This is a genomic window from Stenotrophomonas sp. ATCM1_4, assembly GCF_004348115.1.
In the GTDB taxonomy this organism is placed as follows: domain Bacteria; phylum Pseudomonadota; class Gammaproteobacteria; order Xanthomonadales; family Xanthomonadaceae; genus Stenotrophomonas; species Stenotrophomonas capsici.
This window is the reverse complement of sequence record NZ_QPFB01000001.1, coordinates 642824-661503: the sequence shown is the minus strand read 5'-3', so window position 1 is coordinate 661503 and position 18680 is coordinate 642824. Positions and strand designations below refer to the sequence as shown.

Genomic DNA, 18680 nt, shown 5'->3' with positions numbered 1-18680 from the left:
ACCTGCGCGCGACAATCAGCGCAGCAGCGCCAGCGCCTCGCGCGTCACCGGATCGGCGATCTCCACCGCCTGCCCCTGCAACGCCGGCAACAGCTGCTTGGCCAACTGCTTGCCCAGCTCCACGCCGAACTGGTCGAACGCATTGATGCCCCAGACCAGCGACTGCACGTACACCGCATGTTCGTACATCGCGATCAGCGCCCCCAGCGACTGCGGGGTCAGCGAATCCAGCAGGATCAAGGTGCTCGGACGGCCGCCCGGGTACTGCCGGTGCGGGTCTTCGCTGTCCTGGCCGTTGGCCAATGCCTCGGTCTGCGCCAGCAGGTTGGCCAACAGTGCCTGGTGGTTGACCGTGTACGGATCATCATTGCGCACGCAACCGATGAAGTCGGCCGGCACGATGCTGGTGCCCTGGTGCAGGGCCTGGAAGAAGCTGTGCTGCACGTCGGTGCCGGCACCGCCCCACCACACCGGCACGGTGTCCACGTCGACCGGGCTGCCGTCGAGCTTGACCCGCTTGCCCAGGCTTTCCATCACCAGCTGCTGCAGGTAGGCCGGCAGCAGCGCCAGGCGCTGGTCGTAGGTCATCACCGCGTGCGTGGCGTAGCCGAGCACGTTGCGGTTCCAGATGTCGGTCAAGGCATGCAGCACCGGCAGGTTGCGGTCCAGCGGCGCACTGGCGGCGTGGGCATCCATTTCCGCCGCACCGGCCAGCAACTGGCCGAAGCGCTCGAAGCCGATGGCCAGCGCGATCGGGAAGCCGACCGCCGACCACAGCGAATAGCGCCCCCCCACCCAATCCCACATCGGCAGCACGCGCTCGGCGGCGATCTCGAACGCCTTGGCCGCACGCTCCGGATTGGCGCTGACCGCGTACAGGCGCGCACTGCCACCCAGCCAGTCACGCAGGATCGCGCCGTTGAGCAGCGTCTCCTGGGTACCGAAGGTCTTGGAGATCAGGATGCCGGCGGTGGTCGCCGGGTCCAGCGTGGCCAGCGTGCGCTGCATCGCCGCGCCATCGACGTTGGAAACGAAATGCACGCGGAAGCGCGCGCCGCTTGCCGGACGCAGCGCATCGGCCACCAATCGCGGGCCCAGGTCCGAACCGCCAATGCCGACGCTGACGATGTCGGTGACATTGCTCGCTTCCAGCTGCTGGATCAGCGCACCCATGCGCTGCTGCACCGCCACCGCCTCGGCGTTGGCCGCAACTGCGACCGGCGCCTGGCTGGCGTTGCCGCGCAGGGCGCTGTGCAGCACCGCGCGGTCCTCGGTGATGTTGATCCGCTCACCGCCGAACAGGCGCTGGAAGCCGCCGGTGACATCGCGCGCGGCGGCCAGCTCCAGCAACGCCTGCAGGGCGGCGGCGTCGTACTTCTGTCGTGCGAAGTTCACATACAACGGACCGACCTTGAGCGCCAGGCGTTTCACCCGGTCCGGCTCGGCGGCCAGCAGCGTGGGGATACCCGTGCCCTGCAAGCGCTGGGCGTGGGTGCGCAATACGTCGAATCCGTTGTACGTGGTCATGCGGCCTGTGCAGGGATGCTGTCGTTGGTGTGGGAAATGCGGTTGTCGCCGTCGACGTAGACCAGCTTCGGCTTGAAGCGGCTGGCTTCTTCCTCGCTCATGCTGGCGAAGGCGGCGATGATGATGATGTCGCCCACCTGCACGTGGCGCGCGGCGCCGCCGTTGAGCGAGATGATGCCGCTGCCGGCTTCGGCACGCAGGGCGTAGGTGGTGAAGCGCGCACCGTTGGTCACGTCCCAGATGTGCACCTGTTCGAACTCGCGGATGCCGGTGGCCTGGAGCAGGTTGTCATCGATGGCGATGGAGCCTTCGTAGTTCAGCTCCGAGTGCGTGACGGTGGCGCGGTGGATCTTGGTCTTGAGCAGGGAAAGTTGCATGGCAATGCCGAAAACTGCGTGTGAAAGCGCGCAGTCTAGCACCCGCATGGCGGCTTGCCCGCACTGCAACAAGCGTGTTCCCGGGGACGGGGCCCGAAGACGCCGATGGCGCCACGAGGGCGCCATCGGCAGTCAGGAACAGGCATCGGCGGGACAGGCGAAGTCCCCTTGCTGCCCCATTCAGAACTCGACGTTGTCGATCAGGCGGGTGCTGCCCAGCTTGGCGGCCACCAGCGCCACGCGGGCACCGTCATGACTGTCCCCCGGCTCGCCCAGATCCGGCAGCCGCACCACCGCGTAGTCCACCTGGAAACCGGCCGCTTCCAGCTGTGCGGCGCCGTCGGCCTCGACCTGCTCGCGCGTCGCGCCCGCCAGGTAGGCCTCACGCATGGCCAGCAGCACGCGCCGGATCACCGTCGCCTGCGGACGGATCTCCGCGGTCAGGTACTGGTTGCGCGAACTCATCGCCAGGCCATCGCCTTCACGGACGATCTCGCCGCCGAGGATCTCGATCGGGAATGCCAGGTCGGTCACCATCTGACGGATCACCGCCAGCTGCTGGTAGTCCTTGCGGCCAAACGCGGCCACGTCGGGCTGCACCTGGTTGAACAGGCGGCTCACCACCGTGCAGACCCCGTCGAAGTGGCCTGGGCGGAAAGCCCCTTCCAGCAGGGCACTCACGCCCGGCACATGGACATTGGCGGCCAGACCCACGCCAAACGGGTACATCGATTCGACCGTCGGCAGCCACAACACGTCACAACCGGCCTGCTCAAGGCCGGTGGTATCGGCCTCCGGGGTACGCGGGTAACGGGTGAAATCCTCGTTCGGACCGAACTGGGTCGGGTTGACGAAGACGCTGGAGACGATCCGGTCAGCGTGCTGGCGCGCCAGCTTTACCAGCGAATAATGGCCGGGATGCAGGTTGCCCATGGTCGGCACGAAGCCCACGCGCAGCCCATCGCGCTTCCAGCCGGCAACGATGGCACGCAGCCGGGCAAGGTCGGTAACGGTCTCGATCATGATGCGTACGCATGCTCCGCGTCGGGGAAGGTACCGGCGCGCACGGCGTCGGCGTAGGCCTGTACGGCACCGGCGACCGAGCCGCCTTCGGCCAGGAAGTCCTTGACGAACTTGGGCCGGCGATGGCCGCTGTCCAGGCCGAGGAAGTCGTGCAGCACCAGCACCTGGCCATCGCAGTCCGGGCCGGCACCAATGCCGATGGTCGGCGCGCTGACCGCGGCGGTGACGCGCGCGGCGACCGGGCTGGGCACGCATTCGAGCACCAGCAGGCTGGCGCCGGCGGCGACCACGGCCTTGGCGTCATCGACCAGTTGCTGGGCGGCATCACCTCGGCCCTGCACGCGGTAGCCACCCAGGCGCAGCACCGACTGCGGGGTCAGGCCCAGGTGCGAGCACACCGGGATTTCACGCTCGACCAGGTGGCGGATGATGTCCAGCTTGAAGCCGGCACCTTCGATCTTGACCATCTCCGCGCCGGCCTGCAGCAGCTGCAGCGAGGCCTCCAGCGCGCGCTCGGGGGTCGCATCCGCACCGAACGGCAGGTCGGCCACCAGCAGCGCACGCTGCAGCACGCGCGACACCGCGCGGGTGTGGTAGACCATGTCGGCCACGGTCACCGGCAAGGTGGAATCGTGCCCCTGCACGACCATGCCCAGCGAATCACCGATCAGGATCAGGTCCACGCCGTTGGCATCGAAGGCGCGGGCGAAGCCGGCGTCGTAGGCGGTCAACATCACCAGCTTCTGGCCGTTGCGCTTGGCGTCGGCCAGGGCCGGGACGGTCCAGGGTTTGCTGTCTGCGTGTGTGCTCATATGGGGGTAACGCTTGGTGATAAGCCGAGCATTATCCCCCTATCGGCGCGATGTCGCAGGTTTTGATGACAGCAAGTGTGTCCCGCACCGTTCCATGGCCCGGGATAAGCGCCAGCGGTGCCACGTCGGCCAGCGGCAGCAGGGCGAAGGCACGCTCGTGCAGGTAGGGATGGGGCACTTTGAGTTGCGGCAGGTCGATGACCTGCTCGCCATAGAGCAGCAGGTCCAGGTCCAGCGTCCGCGGCCCCCACTGCTCGCCCGGGTTGCGGACCCGCCCGAAGGCCTGTTCGGTGGAGAGCAGCTCGGCCAGCAACTCCGGCGCCGGCAGGCTGGTCTCCACCGCGGCGGCGGCATTGATGAAGTCCGGCTGGTCCTGCTTGCCCCAGGCCGGGGTGCGGTACAGGCGCGAGGCCGCCAGCAGCCGCGTCTGCGGCAGCCGGCCCAGCGCCTGGATCGCGGCGCGCACCGTGCCGGGCGCGTCGCCGAGATTGGCGCCGAGCCCGATGCAGGCCATCACCATCGTGGCTTACTCGCCCGATACCGCGCCGCCGGGGCGCCGGCGGCGACGGCGGCGGCGACGCGGCGCCTCGCCGTCCTGCTCGGCATCGACCTCGGCGTGGATCGACTCCAGACTCGATTCCAGCTCGCGGCCGTTCTGCTGCTGTGCTTCCTGCCAGAACGCGATGTCCTGCTCATGCTCCGGCGAGGCCACCTGGCGCAACACCAGGAAGTCGAACGCGGCCCGGAAGCGCGGATGGGTCAGGGTGCGGAACACGCGCTTGCGCTGGCGCGAGGCGAAACGCGACTGCAGCAGCCAGATCTCCTGCATCGGCAGCGAGAAGCGGCGCGGCAGGGCGATCGTGCTCAACTGGTGCAGGGTCACCCGGTCGGCGGCGCGACGCTGCGCCTCTTCCGGGGCCAGGCCCTGCTTCTGCAGGCCGATCAGGGTCCGGCAGAACGCCGGCCACAGCAGCAGCGCGAACAGGAAGGCCGGCGAGACCGGCTCGTCGTTGGCCACCCGCTCGTCGGTGCTGCGCAGGCCGGCGATGACCATCCGGCGCAACGCACCGGTACGGTTGCTCTTCAGCGCGGCGGCGCTCTCCGGGAACAGCACCTGCAGCAGGCCGTAGCGCTCCAGCCCCTCGAAGCTGGCCACGCCGTGGCCAGCCAGGAACAGCTTGAGCACTTCCTCGAACAGTCGTGCCGGCGCGGCCTCATTCAATAGCGTGGCCAGGCGCGGGATCGGCTCGGCGGTCGGCCCGTCGATCTCGAAGCCCAGCTTGGCGGCCAGCCGCACCGCGCGCAGCATGCGCACCGGGTCCTCGCGGTAGCGCTGCTCGGGGTCGCCGATCAGGCGCATGCGCCGGGCCATCACGTCCTCGAAGCCGCCGACGTAGTCGCGGACCGAGAAATCCTCGATGGCGTAATAAAGCGCGTTGCAGGTGAAGTCACGGCGGACCGCATCGTCCTCGATGCTGCCGTACACGTTGTCGCGCACCAGCATGCCGTTCTCGACCTCGCGGTCGCCGCTGCCGTCATCGCTGTTGGCACGGAAGGTGGCCACTTCGATGATCTCGCGGCCGAACACGACATGGGCCAGGCGGAACCGCCGCCCGATCAGCCGGCAGTTGCGGAACAACTGCTTGACCTGCTCGGGGGTGGCGTCGGTGGCCACGTCGAAGTCCTTGGGCCGCCCGTCCACCAGCAGGTCGCGCACGGCGCCACCTACCAGGTAGGCACCAAAGCCGGACTCGCGCAGGCGGTACAGCACCCGCAGCGCATTGGGGCTGATGTCCTTGCGCGAAATGGTGTGCTGGTCGCGCGGGATGACATGCAGCGTGAATGGTGTTGTAACTGGGGAATTGATGGTGGCGCTTCCAATTGGGTTTACGGGATTGCCGAACGGCAACCAGGTGCATATACTAGCGCGCTCGCCAGACGCGACCAAACGCTCCCTTCGTCTAGTGGTTAGGACGTGGCCCTCTCAAGGCTAAAACAGGGGTTCGAGTCCCCTAGGGAGCGCCAACTCCGTCTGCGATACATCAAGAGCCCCGCCCTGCGGGGTTTTTTGTTTTGCGGCCCAGCCCCCTGCCAGGCCCCGCGGCCTGCCGCGAACGAACATCCCCCCGCCCTGCCACGGCATCCTGCACTAGAATTGCCGGGCTCAAAGCCGGACCCCGCCATGCCTTTCGTCGTTACCGAAAACTGCATCAAGTGCAAACACACCGATTGCGTTGAAGTCTGCCCGGTGGATTGCTTCCATGAAGGCCCGAACTTCCTGGTCATCGACCCGGATGAATGCATCGACTGCACCCTGTGCGAGCCGGAATGCCCGGTCAACGCCATCTTCCCGGAAGACGACGTGCCGGCCGGCCAGGAGGTCTTCGTCGGCCTCAACGCCGAGCTCGCCAAGGAGTGGCCGGTCCTGACGGTGCGCAAGGACCCGCCGGCCGACGCCGCCGACTGGGACGGCAAGCCGGACAAGTTGAAACTGCTCGAGCGCTGATCGCGCCGCAGCTCCCCCTATGAAAACGGGCGCCCTGGGCGCCCGTTTTCGTTGCTGGCAGCGGTCCGGCCTCAGCCGGCCAGCTTGGCCTTGAGCGCGGCGATCAGCTTGACCGCGGCCGCGTCCGTCGCCGGCATGCCGCGCGGGTCCACCGCCGACACGTAGGCACCGGCATCCACGGCCACCACGCGCACCAGGAAGTTGCTGCCTTCGTAGCCGACATCATAGGAGCCCAGCAGCTGCGCGCGGCTGGCGATGGTCACCCCTTCGATGCCGCCGAGGGCGTCACCCACCTTGCCGAACACCTCGTCGCGGCTGCCGGCGGCGGTAAAGCCGCTCTGCGAGGAGGCCACGCTCGCCTGCGAAGCGGCCACCGGCTTGTTGGCCGAGGCCAGCGCCGGGATGGCCGCGGCACCGGAGGTGTTGGGCAGGTTCAGATCCGGCGGGACTTCCAGCGGGCGGGCTTCCGGCGCCAGGGCGTAATCGCCGCGCGCACCGCGGTGGCAGCCGGTGGCGGCAATGGTCGCAACGGCCAGCAACGCCAGCGAAAGCACGCGAACAGTAGAGGTTTGACGCATGGGTGAATCTCCGAGGTTCAGGCCGCTGCGATCAGCGGCTGGATAGTTCTTCCAGCGCACCCACGTCGGCGGCCAGATGGTCGGCAGCAGCGTGATGCGGCGCGGAAAGCGGGAGCAGCGGCAGGCGCAGCCCGTGGCCGATGCCAATGCGCTGCAGCAGCGCCTTGACCGGGATCGGGTTGGACTCGACGCCACAGAAATCGTGGTACGGCTGCAGGCGGGCATCCCAGGACTCGGCCGCCTCGTGCCGGCCGGCACGGGCCAGGTCGCACAGGGTCCGGTAAGCGCCCGGCAGGACATTGGAGCCGACCGAGACCAGGCCATCGGCACCGGCCAGGATCGAGCGCGCGGCGGTGCCGTCATCGCCACTGAGCAGGGCGAACGTGTCGCTGCGCAGCTCCAGCAGCGCCTTCAGGCGCGCCATGTCGCCCACCGCTTCCTTGATGCCGACGATGTTCGGGTGCGTGGCCAGCTGGGCCACCGTCTCCGGCAGCAGGTCGCAGCCGGTGCGGCCCGGCACGTTGTACAGCACCACCGGCAGCCCGCCCTGCTCGGCCACCGCCAGGTAGTGCTGGCGCAGCCCTTCCTGGGTCGGCCGCACGTACGGCGGGGTGACCACCAGCGCGTGGGTCGCGCCATTGGCGGCGGCACGCCGGGTCAGCGCGATGGTTTTCGCGGTACCGGACAGGCCGGTGCCGGCCATCACCGGAATTTTGCCGCCGAAGGCCGACACCGCGCTGCGCAGCAGGCTGTCGTACTCCTCGTCGGACAACGTAGCGGCCTCGCCGGTGGAACCGGCGACGACCACGCCCTGCACGCCGGCCTGGCGCTGCAATGCAAGCAGCCGCTGCCAGGCGTCAGGATCCAATGCGCCGTCTTCCCTGAACGGGGTGGCCAGCGCGGTGATGAGACCAGTAATGGACAAGGAATCGTCGCTCTTCGTGGGGGTAAAGAAGCCCGCCAGACGGCGGGTTCGTGACCAAAAGCATGTTACTTGCCGGTCGAAAGCAGGGGCAAGTATGCTGGACGCCAGTGAACGGGCCGCCAGCGGCGCCGTTCAGACTCTCCAGCATTCCGGAACCACCTTGACCGACACCACGCCGCGGCCGCTGCCGACTGAAAACCACCTCCTGATCAACGCCTACACGACGCATCCGGAGTCCCCCCTGCTGTCCGTCACCCGTCGCATCGCCGACAGCGGCTGCAATCTGGTCGACGCCCGCCTCTCCACCGTCGGCCGTGATGTCTCGGTCACCACCCTGGCCACCGGCTCATGGGATGCCGTGGCCAAGCTGGAAGCCATGCTGTCGCGCCTGGAGCGCGAGGAAGGCCTGAAGCTGGTGTGGTACCGCACCGCCGCCAAGCAGGTGCAGTCCAACCTGCTGCCGTACATCGTCGAAGTGATCGCCGCCGACAAGCCGGGCATCCTGTTCCAGCTGGCCGACTTCTTCGACCGCCAGGGCATCACCATCGAGAACCTGCAGAGCACGCGCTACCAGGCCATGCAGACCGGTGCGGAGATGTTCTCCGCGCAGATCACCATCGGCGTGCCTTCCAACATGCACATCGCGGCATTGCGTGACGACTTCCTCGAATTCTGCGACCACCTCAACCTGGACGCGATCATGGACCCGATGAAGTTCTGACATTCGCGCGCCCGTCACAGGCGCGCGGCGTTTCATGTGATTGCAATCGAATTACCCCAGGCTCCGGAAAGGATCCAATGAACATCGGCGACACCCTGGACCGCACGACCCTCGACCTCCCGCTGGCCCTGTCCGGCGGCGCCACCACCACCCTCGCCGAACAGGCCGGCCACTGGCTGGTGCTGTACTTCTACCCGAAGGACAGCACCCCGGGCTGCACCACCGAGGGACTGGACTTCAACGCCCTGCTGCCCAGGTTCAAGCGTGCCGGCGCGCAGGTGTTCGGCGTCTCCCGCGACTCGGTCAAGTCGCACGACAACTTCTGCGGCAAGCAGGGATTCAAGTTCCCGCTGATCAGCGACGCCGACGAGGCCCTGTGCACCGCCTTCGACGTGATCAAGCTCAAGAACATGTACGGCAAGCAGGTGCGCGGCATCGAGCGCAGCACCTTCCTGATCTCGCCCGACGGCACGCTCGTGCAGGAATGGCGCAAGGTCAAGGTTGCCGGCCATGCCGACGCCGTGCTGGACGCCCTGAAGGCCGCCCAGAAGGCCGCCCAAGCCAAGTGACCCACCTCCCGTACCAACCCACGCCACCGCCCTGCCCCGCAGGCGCGGTGGCGTGACCCTGTCCCGCCACCAGGAATCGACGATGACCCGAGGCAAGCGCATCTACGTACTGGATACCAACGTGCTGATGCACGATCCGACCGCGCTGTTCAAATTCGAGGAACACGATGTCTACCTGCCCATGCAGGTGATCGAGGAGCTGGACAACGGCAAGAAGGGCACCACCGAAGCGAGTCGCAACGCCCGCCAGGTGAGCCGCTTCCTCAACGAGCTGATCGAGGCGGCCGGCATCAACAGCGTCAACGAGGGCGTGCCGCTGCAACGTCCGCAGGGCCTACAGCTGCGCGGCGCGCAGAGTGCCGGCCGCCTGTACTTCCAGACCAGCCATTTCGACGCTGGCAAGAGCTTTGGCAAGGTTATCCCGGACAACGCCATCCTCGGCGCGATCCTGGCGCTGAAGGAACAGCACCCGGAAACACCGGTGGTGTTCATTTCCAAGGACATCAACCTGCGCATCAAGGCGGCCATCGCCGGCATCGACTCGGAGGACTACGAGAACGACCGCGCGCTGGACGACTTCAGCCTGCTCTATACCGGCGCCAACGCGCTGCCGGAAGACTTCTGGAAGAAGCACACCGACGACCTGCGCAGCTGGAGCGACAAGGGCCGCACCAGCTACGAGATCCGCGCCACCGACGACGAGGACTGGCATCCCAACCAGTACGTCTACCTGCCCGGTGACGACGAGGTGGAACTGAAGGTCGCCAAGGTCGAGGGCGATGGCCGCGTCGTGCTCAGCCTGGTGGATGATTTCCGCCATGGCTCGCATTCGGTCTGGGGCATCACCGCGCGCAACCGCGAGCAGAACTTCGCGCTCAACGCACTGATGGACCCGGAGATCGACTTCGTCACCCTGCTCGGCACCGCCGGCACCGGCAAGACCCTGCTGGCGCTGGCTGCCGGCCTGGCCCAGACCATGGATACCCAGCGCTACCGCGAGATCATCATGACCCGCGCGACGGTCAGCGTCGGCGAAGACATCGGCTTCCTGCCCGGCACCGAGGAAGAGAAGATGACGCCGTGGATGGGCGCGCTCACCGACAACCTGGAAGTACTCACCCACAACCAGGAGGGTGGCGCCTGGGGCCGCGCGGCCACCAACGACCTGCTCGCCAGCCGCATCAAGATCCGCTCGCTGAACTTCATGCGCGGGCGCACCTTCCTGTCGCGCTACCTGATCCTGGACGAGGCGCAGAACCTCACCCCCAAGCAGATGAAGACGCTGATCACCCGCGCCGGCCCGGGCACCAAGATCGTCTGCCTGGGCAACGTGGAGCAGATCGACACGCCGTACCTGACCGAAACCACCTCCGGCCTCACCTACGCGGTGGACCGTTTCAAGAATTGGCCGCACAGTGCGCACATCACGTTGCGCCGGGGCGAGCGTTCGCGCCTGGCCGATTACGCCTCGGAGGTCCTGTGAAACACCTGCATGTCCTGCTGTCGGCCGGCGCGATCCTCGCGCTGGCCGCCTGCACCCCGTCCAACGTCAAGCCCGGCGCCCTCGTGCCGACCGCGATCAAGGCCGGGCAATCCTGGGTGGTCACGCGTCCGGTTGTCGCCGCGCAAGTGCTGGACACCTGCTCGCGCGACAGCCCGGCCCGCCATGCCGGCGCGGTAACCGGCTACTGGGCCCCCAGCCGCAGCGATGTCGATGCGCTGGAAAGCCACCTGCCGCAGCTGTCCGCCTCGGTGCCGGATGCTGCGCAGTCCAACCGCCAGTACGTCGGCTTCGAATCCGAAGGCAGGCGCCTGATCTACGTCAACGCTTTCCCGCTGCCGGACCACAGCGAGATCAACCCCGCCCGTGAAGCCATCCGCGTCTGCGATGGCGGTCGCCAGTTCTGGGGCGCGGTCTACGACCCGCAGGCCGGCAGCTTCTCCGACGTGCAGTTCAACGGCCCGCCCGCGACGCCCTGAGTGCGAGGGACGTGGGAATACGCCTGCCCACCTGGGTCTGGATTGGTGCCGTCGCACTGTCGTGCGTTGCCGGCATGGTCAACGTGGTCGGCTTTCTCGGCTTCGAGCATCAGGCCGTCAGCCACCTGACCGGCAGCACCAGCCAGCTGGGCATGGCACTGGCCCAGCGCGACTGGCGCAGCGTCGGCCACCTCTGGGGCCTGCTGATCGCCTTCTCGCTGGGCGCCATGCTCAGCGGGCTGCTCATCCAGGACAGCACCCTGCAACTGGGGCGCCGCTACGGCGTGGCCCTTGCGCTGGAATCGATGCTGCTGTTGCTGGCCATCCCCCTGTTCAAGCAGCACCAGGTGTGGGGCGCGATGTCCGCGGCCATGGCCTGCGGCCTGCAGAACGCGCTGGCCACCACCTTCAGTGGCGCGGTGGTGCGCACCACCCACCTCAGCGGCATGTTCACCGACCTGGGCATCGGCCTCGGGCATCTGCTGCGCGGCCTGCCGCTGCAATTGCGACGACTGACCCTCAGCGGCCTGATCATCAGCGGCTTCCTCGCCGGCGGCGTGACCGGCGCCTGGCTGTTCATGCGCTGGCAGTACGACGCGCTGCTGGTCCCGGCCCTGCTGACCGGCCTGACCGGCCTGGGCTACGTGCTGTATCGCCAATGGGCGCTGTTCCGGCATCACTGAGGCAGGCATCGCGCAAACACTGCACAATCGGCGCATGACCCCTTCCACGCCCGTTTCCGCCTTGACCATCGCCGGCTCCGACAGCGGCGGCGGCGCCGGCATCCAGGCCGACCTCAAGGCCTTTGCCGCCCATCGCGTGCACGGGCTGTCGGCCGTCGCCGCGCTGACCGCGCAGAACACCCGCGGCGTCACCGCCGTGCATGTTCCACCGCTGGGCTTCCTGCGCGCGCAGATCGACGCCTGCTTCGACGACTTCGACATCCATGCCGTCAAGCTGGGCATGCTGGCCAATGCCGAGGTGATCCATCTCGTCGCCGATGTACTTGAGCAACGCCGTCCCGCCCACGTGGTGCTGGACCCGGTGATGGTCGCCACCAGCGGCGCCAAGCTGCTCGAAGACAGCGCCTTGCAGGCCATGCGCGAGCGCCTGGTACCGCTGGCTACGCTGCTCACCCCCAACACACCCGAGGCCGAGTTGCTGCTCGGCCGACGCATCACCCATGCCGGTGACGCCGAGGACGCCGCCGCCGCATTGATCCAACTCGGGGCCGGCGCCGTCCTGCTCAAGGGCGGCCACCTGCACGAAGGCAGCCGCGTCATCGACCGCTATTTCGACGGTGTCAGCAGCGAGGAGTTCAGCCACGCACGACTGCCGGTGGACGCGCATGGCACCGGCTGCACGCTTGCCTCGGCCATCGCCGCCCAGTTGTGCCGCGGCCTGAGCGCGGCCAACGCCTGCGAAGCGGCGATCGACTACGTCGCACGCGGCCTGCGCGGCGGCTACCTGCCCGGCCGCAGCGAGGCCATGGTGCTGGATCACTTTGGCGCGGCACCTTCCGCATGATCGGCGAGGCCCGCTTGGACGTCACCACGACCGATGGGCACCGCTTCGAACTGCTGGCGCAGTTGCCTGACCGCCCCATTGCCAGCCTGCTGTGGCTGCCCGCCCTGGGCGTCGCCGCCCGCCACTACCTTCCTTTCGCCGAAGCATTGGCGGCACGCAACATCGCCGTGCTCCTGCATGAGTGGCGTGGCAACGGCAGCAGCAGCCTGCGTCCGGGCCGCCACCAGGACTGGGGCTACCGCGAGCTGCTGCAGCACGACCTGCCTGCCGCCGAAGCCGCGCTGCACGCTGCGCTGCCGGGCCTGCCGATGCGCCTGGGCGGGCACAGCCTCGGCGGACAGCTCGGCAGCTGTTACGCCGGCCAACGGACCGACGAACTGGATGCGCTCTACCTGGTCGCCAGCGGCACGCCATGGTGGCGCAGCTTTCCCCCGCCCCGTGGCTACCTGCTGCCCTTGGCCTATCGCTTCCTGCCCTGGCTCGCCGATCGCAATGGCACCCTGCCCGGACGTCGCGTGGGTTTCGGCGGCACCGAGGCCCGCGGCCTGATCCGCGATTGGGCGCGCGTCGGCCTCAGCAACCACTACGCCGCCGCAGGACTGGATGCTGACCTGGAGGCAGGGCTGCGCCGCATCCAGGCGCCGGTCGCGGCCGTTGTGTTCGATGCGGACTGGCTTGCACCGGCCAGCTCCATGCGCGCCCTGTTGGCGAAGATGCCGGCCGCTCCGAGCACGCTGCAATTACTGTCTTCGGCCCAGCTCAACGTCCGTGCAGATCACTTCCACTGGATGAAATCTCCGCAGTCCGTCGCCTCGGCATTGCTTCATCACGATGATTAAGAAAATTTCACAAAAGCGTTGACGCAGCCGCGGCATATCCGCATAATCTCGCTCCTGACGACGCGCCCGTAGCTCAGTTGGATAGAGTACCTGGCTACGAACCAGGCGGTCGGGAGTTCGAATCTCTCCGGGCGCACCACGTCAGAAAGCAGAATTCAATTCTGCATGCTCCAAAACCTAATGAAATATGCGCCCGTAGCTCAGTTGGATAGAGTACCTGGCTACGAACCAGGCGGTCGGGAGTTCGAATCTCTCCGGGCGCACCATTTCAATAAAAAACAGCAGGCGCAGCCTGCTTTTTTTATGCCCGTCATCTAGGCAACCCCACCTCCCCCCCCCTCCCTCGCATGCGCTCACGCCGCCACAAGGTAGCCGCGCACGCACCCGGCACGAAGCAACCCTCAGACGCGCGCGATCACAGCGCCACGCGCAACATACAGCTCCGCCGCCACCCCAGGCCGCCTGCATCACCCCGGCAGGCGTGCACACACTGGCGCGCACCAAGCAAGGCAACAGGACCACGCACCACTCGCCACCACGGCACCCTGCCGCTTCATGCTTCGCCGTGCGCACCACGCATGCAGGCTCCCGGCTGAGAACGCCCTCAAGGACATGCCCGAAGCAACGCATGCAATTCACCACGACATCACCTCAACCCACTCGCGGCACTGATGACAACGAAGCCGGCAGGCTTCGAACATACGCGCATGCGTCGCACGCCGAGGCAATATCACGGGCAATAAAAAAGCCCCTGAAAAGGGGCTTTTTTAGACTGGCGGAGTGAGAGGCCGATTTGACCATCTCCAGCGTTCTCTCGGCCTCTCAAAACCCTTGCGTATCAACGGTTGAGACTCCACACCCTTATCCTGCCTTCTCATACAATCGCCACCCCAAACATGGGGCAGATGATGGGGCAGATACGATGGCTCGACCTATCCACCGCCTGAGCGCTCGGGCGGTCCAAACTCTCACCAAGCAAGGCTATCACGCCGACGGCGCCGGCCTGTACCTGCTGATCGGACCGACTGGCGCCAAGTCCTGGGTGCTGCGGTACCAGCGCGCCGGACGCCGCCGGGAGATGGGGTTGGGCTCAGCCGCCGTGGTCTCGCTTGCCGAAGCCAGGCAGGCAGCCATCGCCCAGCACAAGCTGCTGGTGGCCGGGGGCGACCCTATCGCCACCAGGCGGGCTGCCAAATCGGCTGGCGCCACCTTCGGGGAAGCCGCCGACGCCTACATCGCTACGCACCGGGCCGGATGGAAGAACGATGCCCAGGCCGAGCAGTGGACCCAGTCCCTGAAGGACTACGGTCCTGCCCGCGCGACACCCGTGGCCGAGGTGGATACCCCCATGGTGATGGCATGCCTGCGCCCGATATGGGAGAACAAGACCGTGACGGCCACCCGCGTCCGCGGCCGGATCGAGCGGGTGCTGGACTGGGCCAAGGTCCATGGCATGCGGGAAGGCGAGAATCCGGCCAGGTGGCGGGGACACCTGCAGAACCTGCTGCCGAAGCCTTCCAAGGTCACCAAAGGCCGGCATCACGCGGCCATGCCGTACCCGGAGGTGCCCGCCTTCATGGCCACCCTGGCTGAACGGGACGGCCGATCCCGCCGCGCCTTGCGTTTCACCATCCTCACAGCTGCTCGCACCGATGAGGTGGTTGGAGCCGATTGGTCCGAGTTCGACCTGGAGGCGCGTGTCTGGACCATCCCGGCCGGCCGCATGAAGGGAGGTCGGGAGCACTCGGTGCCGCTGACCGCCGCGGCCATGGCCATCCTCGAACCCCTCAGCCGGAAGGAGCCGCCGTTCAAGCTGTCCGAGAACTCCATGCTGTACCTGGTCCAGAAGCCGGCGCCCAAGGGGCTGGGCCTACCCTTCACCGTCCACGGCTTCCGGTCCAGCTTCCGCGACTGGGCTGCCGAAGAAACCGAGACGCCCAATGAAGTTGTGGAGATGGCACTGGCCCACGCGATTCGGAACAAGGCCGAGGCGGCCTACCGCCGCGGCGCGCTGCTCGATCGCCGGCGGACGCTGATGGAAGAATGGCAGGCCTTCCTTGGCCTGAACCCTGCCGTCTCAGGATCTGAACCTGCCCACGCCTAGCCTGCGCCAATGGCCCTATCCAGCAGCGGCTTGAATCTCTTCAATGGTCCGACCAGCTCCCGCGTTATACAGCCATGCGATCTCTTCGTCGGTCAGGGACTCCCCTTTGATCCAGCCGAAGTCCTGAACCCTTCCATTGATCTTGAAGTAGTCGCCGCTGCATCCGAAGTAGAGAAGATTTCCAACTCTCGGAACATCTCCAACAACGCTGATTTCGCTGCTGAATGCAGAGTTATTCACGCTTGTTTTCAGAAGATTGTTGCGCCGCTGGCTGAGGACGAAAGCCCATTGGTTGAGGGGGAATGGCCCTGCAACATTTGCAGCTCTATCGGCAGTCCCGTTTGAGAACCACCCCTGAACAGCGCCAGATGATTTGAACCTCATCCCTGCGCCGGCAGAACTGCCCGTGAGGGCGGAGTCATACCTGCACATAATGCCGGTGTCGTTGGTCGGGTTTGCGGCAACGCGAACCCAGCCAAACATGCAATAGTCGCCTGCACCGGCCGCCAGCTTGCTCGTTTCACTGGTAGTGGCGTACCCACAGTTGGCCATCATAGGTGCGGAGCGGCTGCCTGTGCGGCCAGCCCCCACTGCAGGGGCGCTCCCGTATCGAAGTACGGCGTTTTCCGGGCCAGTTCCAAGCACATCCGCCTGGGTTGTGGACATCGTCGCCCCTGACGTGGACTCGAACGGCCAGAAGCAGGTCAGCTTCGCCAAAATCGATACTGCGATCGGATCCGCAGCGCTGACGGTCACCGAACCCGACCACAGTGCCGTACGTCCAGCGCTGTCGCGGACCCGAAGCACGAGCTGGATAGTGGCGGGCGCATTGATACCGAAGGCGGAAGGCACATCCCAGCTCGCCGCGTCGAGCCATGTGGCGGCCTCGGACCCTGTGAGCCACGCGCCCAGCTGGACGCCGGCGGTTCCGGCCGGCCCGACTGCGGTGGCCGAGGCATCGTTCCAGCGCCCGTTGTTGCCGCGCCCTTTGAACTGCTTCCCCCGCGCCGGGGAGCCGATGGGGTTGCCCATGCTGTCCAGGAAGCGGATCAGCCCCTGGTAGCGGCTGCCAAAGTGGTGCCCGGCTGGGTTGTACATGCACCGGGTGTGGATGGTGACGCGCCGGCCGGGCAGGCAGGGAGCGATTGTGTTGTTCCAGGCCTCGACCTCGATGCCGCCCTCGCTGCCCATCCCGCGCCCACCCGGCCACCGCAGCGAGTGCGCGCCCTCGTACCGGTATGCGCTATCGACAACAGGAACCCCGCCACCCCCTCGCGGGGTGAAGCTCCAGCCGCTGGTGTCGCCGGTTTCAAAGCCCGGGTTCTCCAGTGGGGTGACGTACTCGCTGTAGGCCGGCCACGCCAGCACCACCTGCTTTGTGGCGTTGTCGACGGACAACGATGAACCGGGGGGGAGGCTGTCACCGCCAACCTGCTCGACCGTGCAAGGGCCAGCGGGGTTTCGAATCGACAGACGGCCTTCATACGCAATCGCCGGCCGGGTGCTGGGCAACGCCCCCGCAATGAACAGTGGTAGCGCATCGACGTTCTGATCGAGGTCAGGCCTCAGCGACAGGATGGAACTCATCAGTTCGCCCTCATGCCGCGCAGGTAGACCGCCAGGCCCTTGGCCAGCGCGGTGCCGATCTGGTCCACATCGATGGTCACCTCGGCGCCGGCGGGGATGATGCGGTTGGCCGTGACAAATGCCGCGCTGTAGACCGCTGGGGTGGCCGCGGTGATGGTGGTCTTCTCCGCATTGTCGAAGGTGAGCCGGGTGGCGAAGATGCTCACCCCGTCCACATTCACATCGACGGTAAGCAGAACGCCGGCCGCCTGTGCCACGGTCAGGCCCGCGTACAGTCCGTTGGAGCTGACCTCATCCAGCATGAAGTCGTACGGCATGATGAAGCTGTCTTTCGTGGTGCCGACGGCGATGTTGGTGCCCATCAGCACCGAACGGTCGACCAGCCGGAACAGCTGCTTTGCCGGCTCAGTGGTGACCCGCAGCAGGTCGCCGGCCGCCGTCCAAGTGTCGTCCTTGGATGCAATCGCGGTGAAGGTTGCCCCCTGTGCGCGGCTCTCCAGCAGGAAGCCCGTGGGGGGCGCAACGGTAGCCCCGGCTTCCGCAACGATGGCGACCTTTCCAAGGCCGAGCTGCTGGACCATGAAGAACGGCGCGCGGTCGCCTTTGCGCCAGTCTGCGTCCGCGCTGCCGGTGTTGGCCCGGATGGTAAGCGTGACCGGCTGGTTCGAGGTGCAGACGATCAGGGCATTCTCGAACGTCCCGTCGATCAGCAGGGTTTCATCATCCAGCACCACGCGCTGCATCGCGGCTGTGGTCAGGGGGGTGCCGCCGGTCCAAGGCCGGGCGTAGCCTCGCAGCACCGCAAAGCCTCGCAGGCCGGCGGCAGGAGCCACTGCAAAGCTCATCACCGAGTCAGCCGGGTCCAGACCGATGTTCACTCGGTAGTCCAGCCCCGGGCGCATGCCAACGAAGTCGAGCGCACCCAGCGTCCGCTCGAAGTAAACGTCGTACATCCCCGGGTCATCGACGGTGGCCTGGGGAATCGGGAAGTCCGTGGCCACGCCATCGGCCAGCCCCTCTCCGTCGTCGTCCTGGAACAGGTAGGTCACCGGCTTGATTCCCACCCCACCACCACCTGATTGGATCTCTTCAACCAGGGTGAGCGTGCTGCGCTTGTTCATCGCATCAGCATCAGCCACGGCGTCGCCGACCCGGATGATCCTCTGCCCCTTGGCGTCCCATACGAATTCGCCAGAGTCCGGGTCCAGAGCTTCGAGCATGGCACCCGCAGCCAGCTGCTGGATCATAAGTACCGGCGAGTCCTGGTCATCATTGAGCGTATTGGCCAGCAGGTCGCCCAGATTCTGATAGTCGGTCATGCGCACGAACGGCATGCGTAGCCGGCGGTCCACCTTGGCGTTCAAGGCCGGGGCATCGATGAACACGACGTTCCCGCCGCCGGGGTTGCCCGAGCCCTCGACGGTGTAATGCACGCCCAGCTGCCGAACCAAGCCATCGACGGTCACCAGCAGGTGCGAGGGATGCAGGATCTTGAAGCTGTACGGGAACACCGTCGTCACGCCATTGGCGATGGAGGTGTTCGGGCCGGAGTATGCGGGAACGGTCATGAGGCAGCGCCATGGAGGACTGCCCAAAATTCTCAGC

The 18680-nt window shown here is 66.8% G+C and carries 19 protein-coding genes and 3 tRNA genes; 12 read left to right on the top strand and 10 right to left on the bottom strand.

Annotation, left to right across the window (positions count from 1 at the left end; all coding sequences use genetic code 11):
* Window positions 1-15: 15 nt before the first annotated feature.
* The 6 genes from pgi to pcnB all read right to left on the bottom strand — a co-directional run bounded on the left by pgi (window position 16) and on the right by pcnB (window position 5621).
* Window positions 16-1527: a glucose-6-phosphate isomerase gene (pgi, locus tag ATCM_RS03165; RefSeq protein ID WP_132862802.1), complete on the bottom strand. Its 1512-nt coding sequence runs from the start codon at window positions 1525-1527 to the stop codon at window positions 16-18.
* Entirely contained in the window at window positions 1524-1904 is a 381-nt protein-coding gene (gene panD, locus ATCM_RS03160; RefSeq protein ID WP_132862801.1) for an aspartate 1-decarboxylase, read from the bottom strand. Before panD ends, pgi begins: the two co-directional genes overlap by 4 nt.
* Window positions 1905-2084: 180 nt before the next feature.
* Entirely contained in the window at window positions 2085-2927 is an 843-nt protein-coding gene (panC, locus tag ATCM_RS03155; RefSeq protein ID WP_132862800.1) for a pantoate--beta-alanine ligase, read from the bottom strand.
* Window positions 2924-3739 (bottom strand): 3-methyl-2-oxobutanoate hydroxymethyltransferase, encoded by an 816-nt coding sequence (panB, locus tag ATCM_RS03150; protein ID WP_132862799.1) that lies wholly within the window; start codon window positions 3737-3739, stop codon window positions 2924-2926. Before panB ends, panC begins: the two co-directional genes overlap by 4 nt.
* A gap of 31 nt (window positions 3740-3770) precedes the next feature.
* Window positions 3771-4259 carry a 2-amino-4-hydroxy-6-hydroxymethyldihydropteridine diphosphokinase gene (folK, locus tag ATCM_RS03145; RefSeq protein ID WP_132862798.1) on the bottom strand — a complete coding sequence of 163 codons (489 nt, stop codon included), beginning with the start codon at window positions 4257-4259 and terminating at the stop codon, window positions 3771-3773.
* 6 nt (window positions 4260-4265) lie between these two features.
* Window positions 4266-5621, bottom strand: coding sequence for a polynucleotide adenylyltransferase PcnB (gene pcnB, locus ATCM_RS03140; protein ID WP_132866052.1), 1356 nt, complete (start codon window positions 5619-5621; stop codon window positions 4266-4268).
* 68 nt (window positions 5622-5689) lie between these two features.
* Between pcnB and ATCM_RS03135 the strand changes: the two genes are divergently transcribed.
* Window positions 5690-5764, top strand: a tRNA-Glu gene (locus tag ATCM_RS03135).
* Window positions 5765-5921: 157 nt separating this feature from the next.
* Window positions 5922-6245 carry a ferredoxin FdxA gene (fdxA, locus tag ATCM_RS03130; RefSeq protein ID WP_132862797.1) on the top strand — a complete coding sequence of 108 codons (324 nt, stop codon included), beginning with the start codon at window positions 5922-5924 and terminating at the stop codon, window positions 6243-6245.
* Between the two features lie 71 nt (window positions 6246-6316).
* Here fdxA and ATCM_RS03125 read toward each other — a convergent pair whose 3' ends face one another.
* Window positions 6317-6823 (bottom strand): hypothetical protein, encoded by a 507-nt coding sequence (locus tag ATCM_RS03125; RefSeq protein WP_132862796.1) that lies wholly within the window; start codon window positions 6821-6823, stop codon window positions 6317-6319.
* Between the two features lie 31 nt (window positions 6824-6854).
* Window positions 6855-7748, bottom strand: a complete 894-nt coding sequence (gene dapA / locus ATCM_RS03120) for a 4-hydroxy-tetrahydrodipicolinate synthase (protein WP_132862795.1) — start codon at window positions 7746-7748, stop codon at window positions 6855-6857.
* A 160-nt stretch (window positions 7749-7908) separates the two neighbouring features.
* Between dapA and ATCM_RS03115 the strand changes: the two genes are divergently transcribed.
* The 10 genes from ATCM_RS03115 (at window position 7909) to ATCM_RS03070 (ending at window position 15488) form a co-directional block, all read left to right on the top strand.
* Complete coding sequence (locus ATCM_RS03115) at window positions 7909-8469, top strand: glycine cleavage system protein R (protein ID WP_132862794.1); 561 nt, start codon at window positions 7909-7911, stop codon at window positions 8467-8469.
* Between the two features lie 77 nt (window positions 8470-8546).
* Window positions 8547-9038, top strand: coding sequence for a peroxiredoxin (locus tag ATCM_RS03110; RefSeq protein ID WP_132862793.1), 492 nt, complete (start codon window positions 8547-8549; stop codon window positions 9036-9038).
* A gap of 82 nt (window positions 9039-9120) precedes the next feature.
* Window positions 9121-10521 carry a PhoH family protein gene (locus ATCM_RS03105; protein WP_132862792.1) on the top strand — a complete coding sequence of 467 codons (1401 nt, stop codon included), beginning with the start codon at window positions 9121-9123 and terminating at the stop codon, window positions 10519-10521.
* A 17-nt stretch (window positions 10522-10538) separates the two neighbouring features.
* Window positions 10539-11018, top strand: a complete 480-nt coding sequence (locus tag ATCM_RS03100) for a hypothetical protein (protein ID WP_225591920.1) — start codon at window positions 10539-10541, stop codon at window positions 11016-11018.
* A gap of 11 nt (window positions 11019-11029) precedes the next feature.
* Window positions 11030-11701 carry a YoaK family protein gene (locus ATCM_RS03095; RefSeq protein WP_132862791.1) on the top strand — a complete coding sequence of 224 codons (672 nt, stop codon included), beginning with the start codon at window positions 11030-11032 and terminating at the stop codon, window positions 11699-11701.
* A gap of 34 nt (window positions 11702-11735) precedes the next feature.
* The gene (gene thiD, locus ATCM_RS03090; RefSeq protein ID WP_132862790.1) at window positions 11736-12545 is read left to right on the top strand and encodes a bifunctional hydroxymethylpyrimidine kinase/phosphomethylpyrimidine kinase; all 810 of its coding nucleotides are present in this window, start codon (window positions 11736-11738) and stop codon (window positions 12543-12545) included.
* The gene (locus ATCM_RS03085; RefSeq protein WP_132862789.1) at window positions 12542-13384 is read left to right on the top strand and encodes an alpha/beta fold hydrolase; all 843 of its coding nucleotides are present in this window, start codon (window positions 12542-12544) and stop codon (window positions 13382-13384) included. Before thiD ends, ATCM_RS03085 begins: the two co-directional genes overlap by 4 nt.
* 62 nt (window positions 13385-13446) lie before the next feature.
* Window positions 13447-13523 (top strand) — tRNA-Arg (locus tag ATCM_RS03080).
* Between the two features lie 50 nt (window positions 13524-13573).
* Window positions 13574-13650: transfer RNA gene (locus tag ATCM_RS03075), tRNA-Arg, on the top strand.
* A 656-nt stretch (window positions 13651-14306) separates the two neighbouring features.
* The gene (locus ATCM_RS03070; protein ID WP_132862788.1) at window positions 14307-15488 is read left to right on the top strand and encodes a site-specific integrase; all 1182 of its coding nucleotides are present in this window, start codon (window positions 14307-14309) and stop codon (window positions 15486-15488) included.
* Between the two features lie 15 nt (window positions 15489-15503).
* Here ATCM_RS03070 and ATCM_RS03065 read toward each other — a convergent pair whose 3' ends face one another.
* Both ATCM_RS03065 and ATCM_RS03060 read right to left on the bottom strand, forming a co-directional pair.
* Window positions 15504-17075 carry a LamG-like jellyroll fold domain-containing protein gene (locus tag ATCM_RS03065; protein ID WP_132862787.1) on the bottom strand — a complete coding sequence of 524 codons (1572 nt, stop codon included), beginning with the start codon at window positions 17073-17075 and terminating at the stop codon, window positions 15504-15506.
* Window positions 17075-18643 (bottom strand): hypothetical protein, encoded by a 1569-nt coding sequence (locus ATCM_RS03060; protein ID WP_132862786.1) that lies wholly within the window; start codon window positions 18641-18643, stop codon window positions 17075-17077. Before ATCM_RS03060 ends, ATCM_RS03065 begins: the two co-directional genes overlap by 1 nt.
* Between the last annotated feature and the right edge of the window lie 37 nt (window positions 18644-18680).

Bases quoted from the DNA above. Each gene is read 5' to 3' on its own strand.
- pgi (WP_132862802.1), bottom strand. From the start codon at position 1,527: ATGACCACGTACAACGGATTCGACGTATTGCGCACCCACGCCCAGCGC.
- panD (WP_132862801.1), bottom strand. From the start codon at position 1,904: ATGCAACTTTCCCTGCTCAAGACCAAGATCCACCGCGCCACCGTCACG.
- panC (WP_132862800.1), bottom strand. From the start codon at position 2,927: ATGATCGAGACCGTTACCGACCTTGCCCGGCTGCGTGCCATCGTTGCC.
- panB (WP_132862799.1), bottom strand. From the start codon at position 3,739: ATGAGCACACACGCAGACAGCAAACCCTGGACCGTCCCGGCCCTGGCC.
- folK (WP_132862798.1), bottom strand. From the start codon at position 4,259: ATGGTGATGGCCTGCATCGGGCTCGGCGCCAATCTCGGCGACGCGCCC.
- fdxA (WP_132862797.1), top strand. From the start codon at position 5,922: ATGCCTTTCGTCGTTACCGAAAACTGCATCAAGTGCAAACACACCGAT.
- ATCM_RS03125 (WP_132862796.1), bottom strand. From the start codon at position 6,823: ATGCGTCAAACCTCTACTGTTCGCGTGCTTTCGCTGGCGTTGCTGGCC.
- ATCM_RS03110 (WP_132862793.1), top strand. From the start codon at position 8,547: ATGAACATCGGCGACACCCTGGACCGCACGACCCTCGACCTCCCGCTG.
- ATCM_RS03105 (WP_132862792.1), top strand. From the start codon at position 9,121: ATGACCCGAGGCAAGCGCATCTACGTACTGGATACCAACGTGCTGATG.
- thiD (WP_132862790.1), top strand. From the start codon at position 11,736: ATGACCCCTTCCACGCCCGTTTCCGCCTTGACCATCGCCGGCTCCGAC.
- ATCM_RS03085 (WP_132862789.1), top strand. From the start codon at position 12,542: ATGATCGGCGAGGCCCGCTTGGACGTCACCACGACCGATGGGCACCGC.
- ATCM_RS03070 (WP_132862788.1), top strand. From the start codon at position 14,307: ATGGCTCGACCTATCCACCGCCTGAGCGCTCGGGCGGTCCAAACTCTC.
- ATCM_RS03065 (WP_132862787.1), bottom strand. From the start codon at position 17,075: ATGAGTTCCATCCTGTCGCTGAGGCCTGACCTCGATCAGAACGTCGAT.
- ATCM_RS03060 (WP_132862786.1), bottom strand. From the start codon at position 18,643: ATGACCGTTCCCGCATACTCCGGCCCGAACACCTCCATCGCCAATGGC.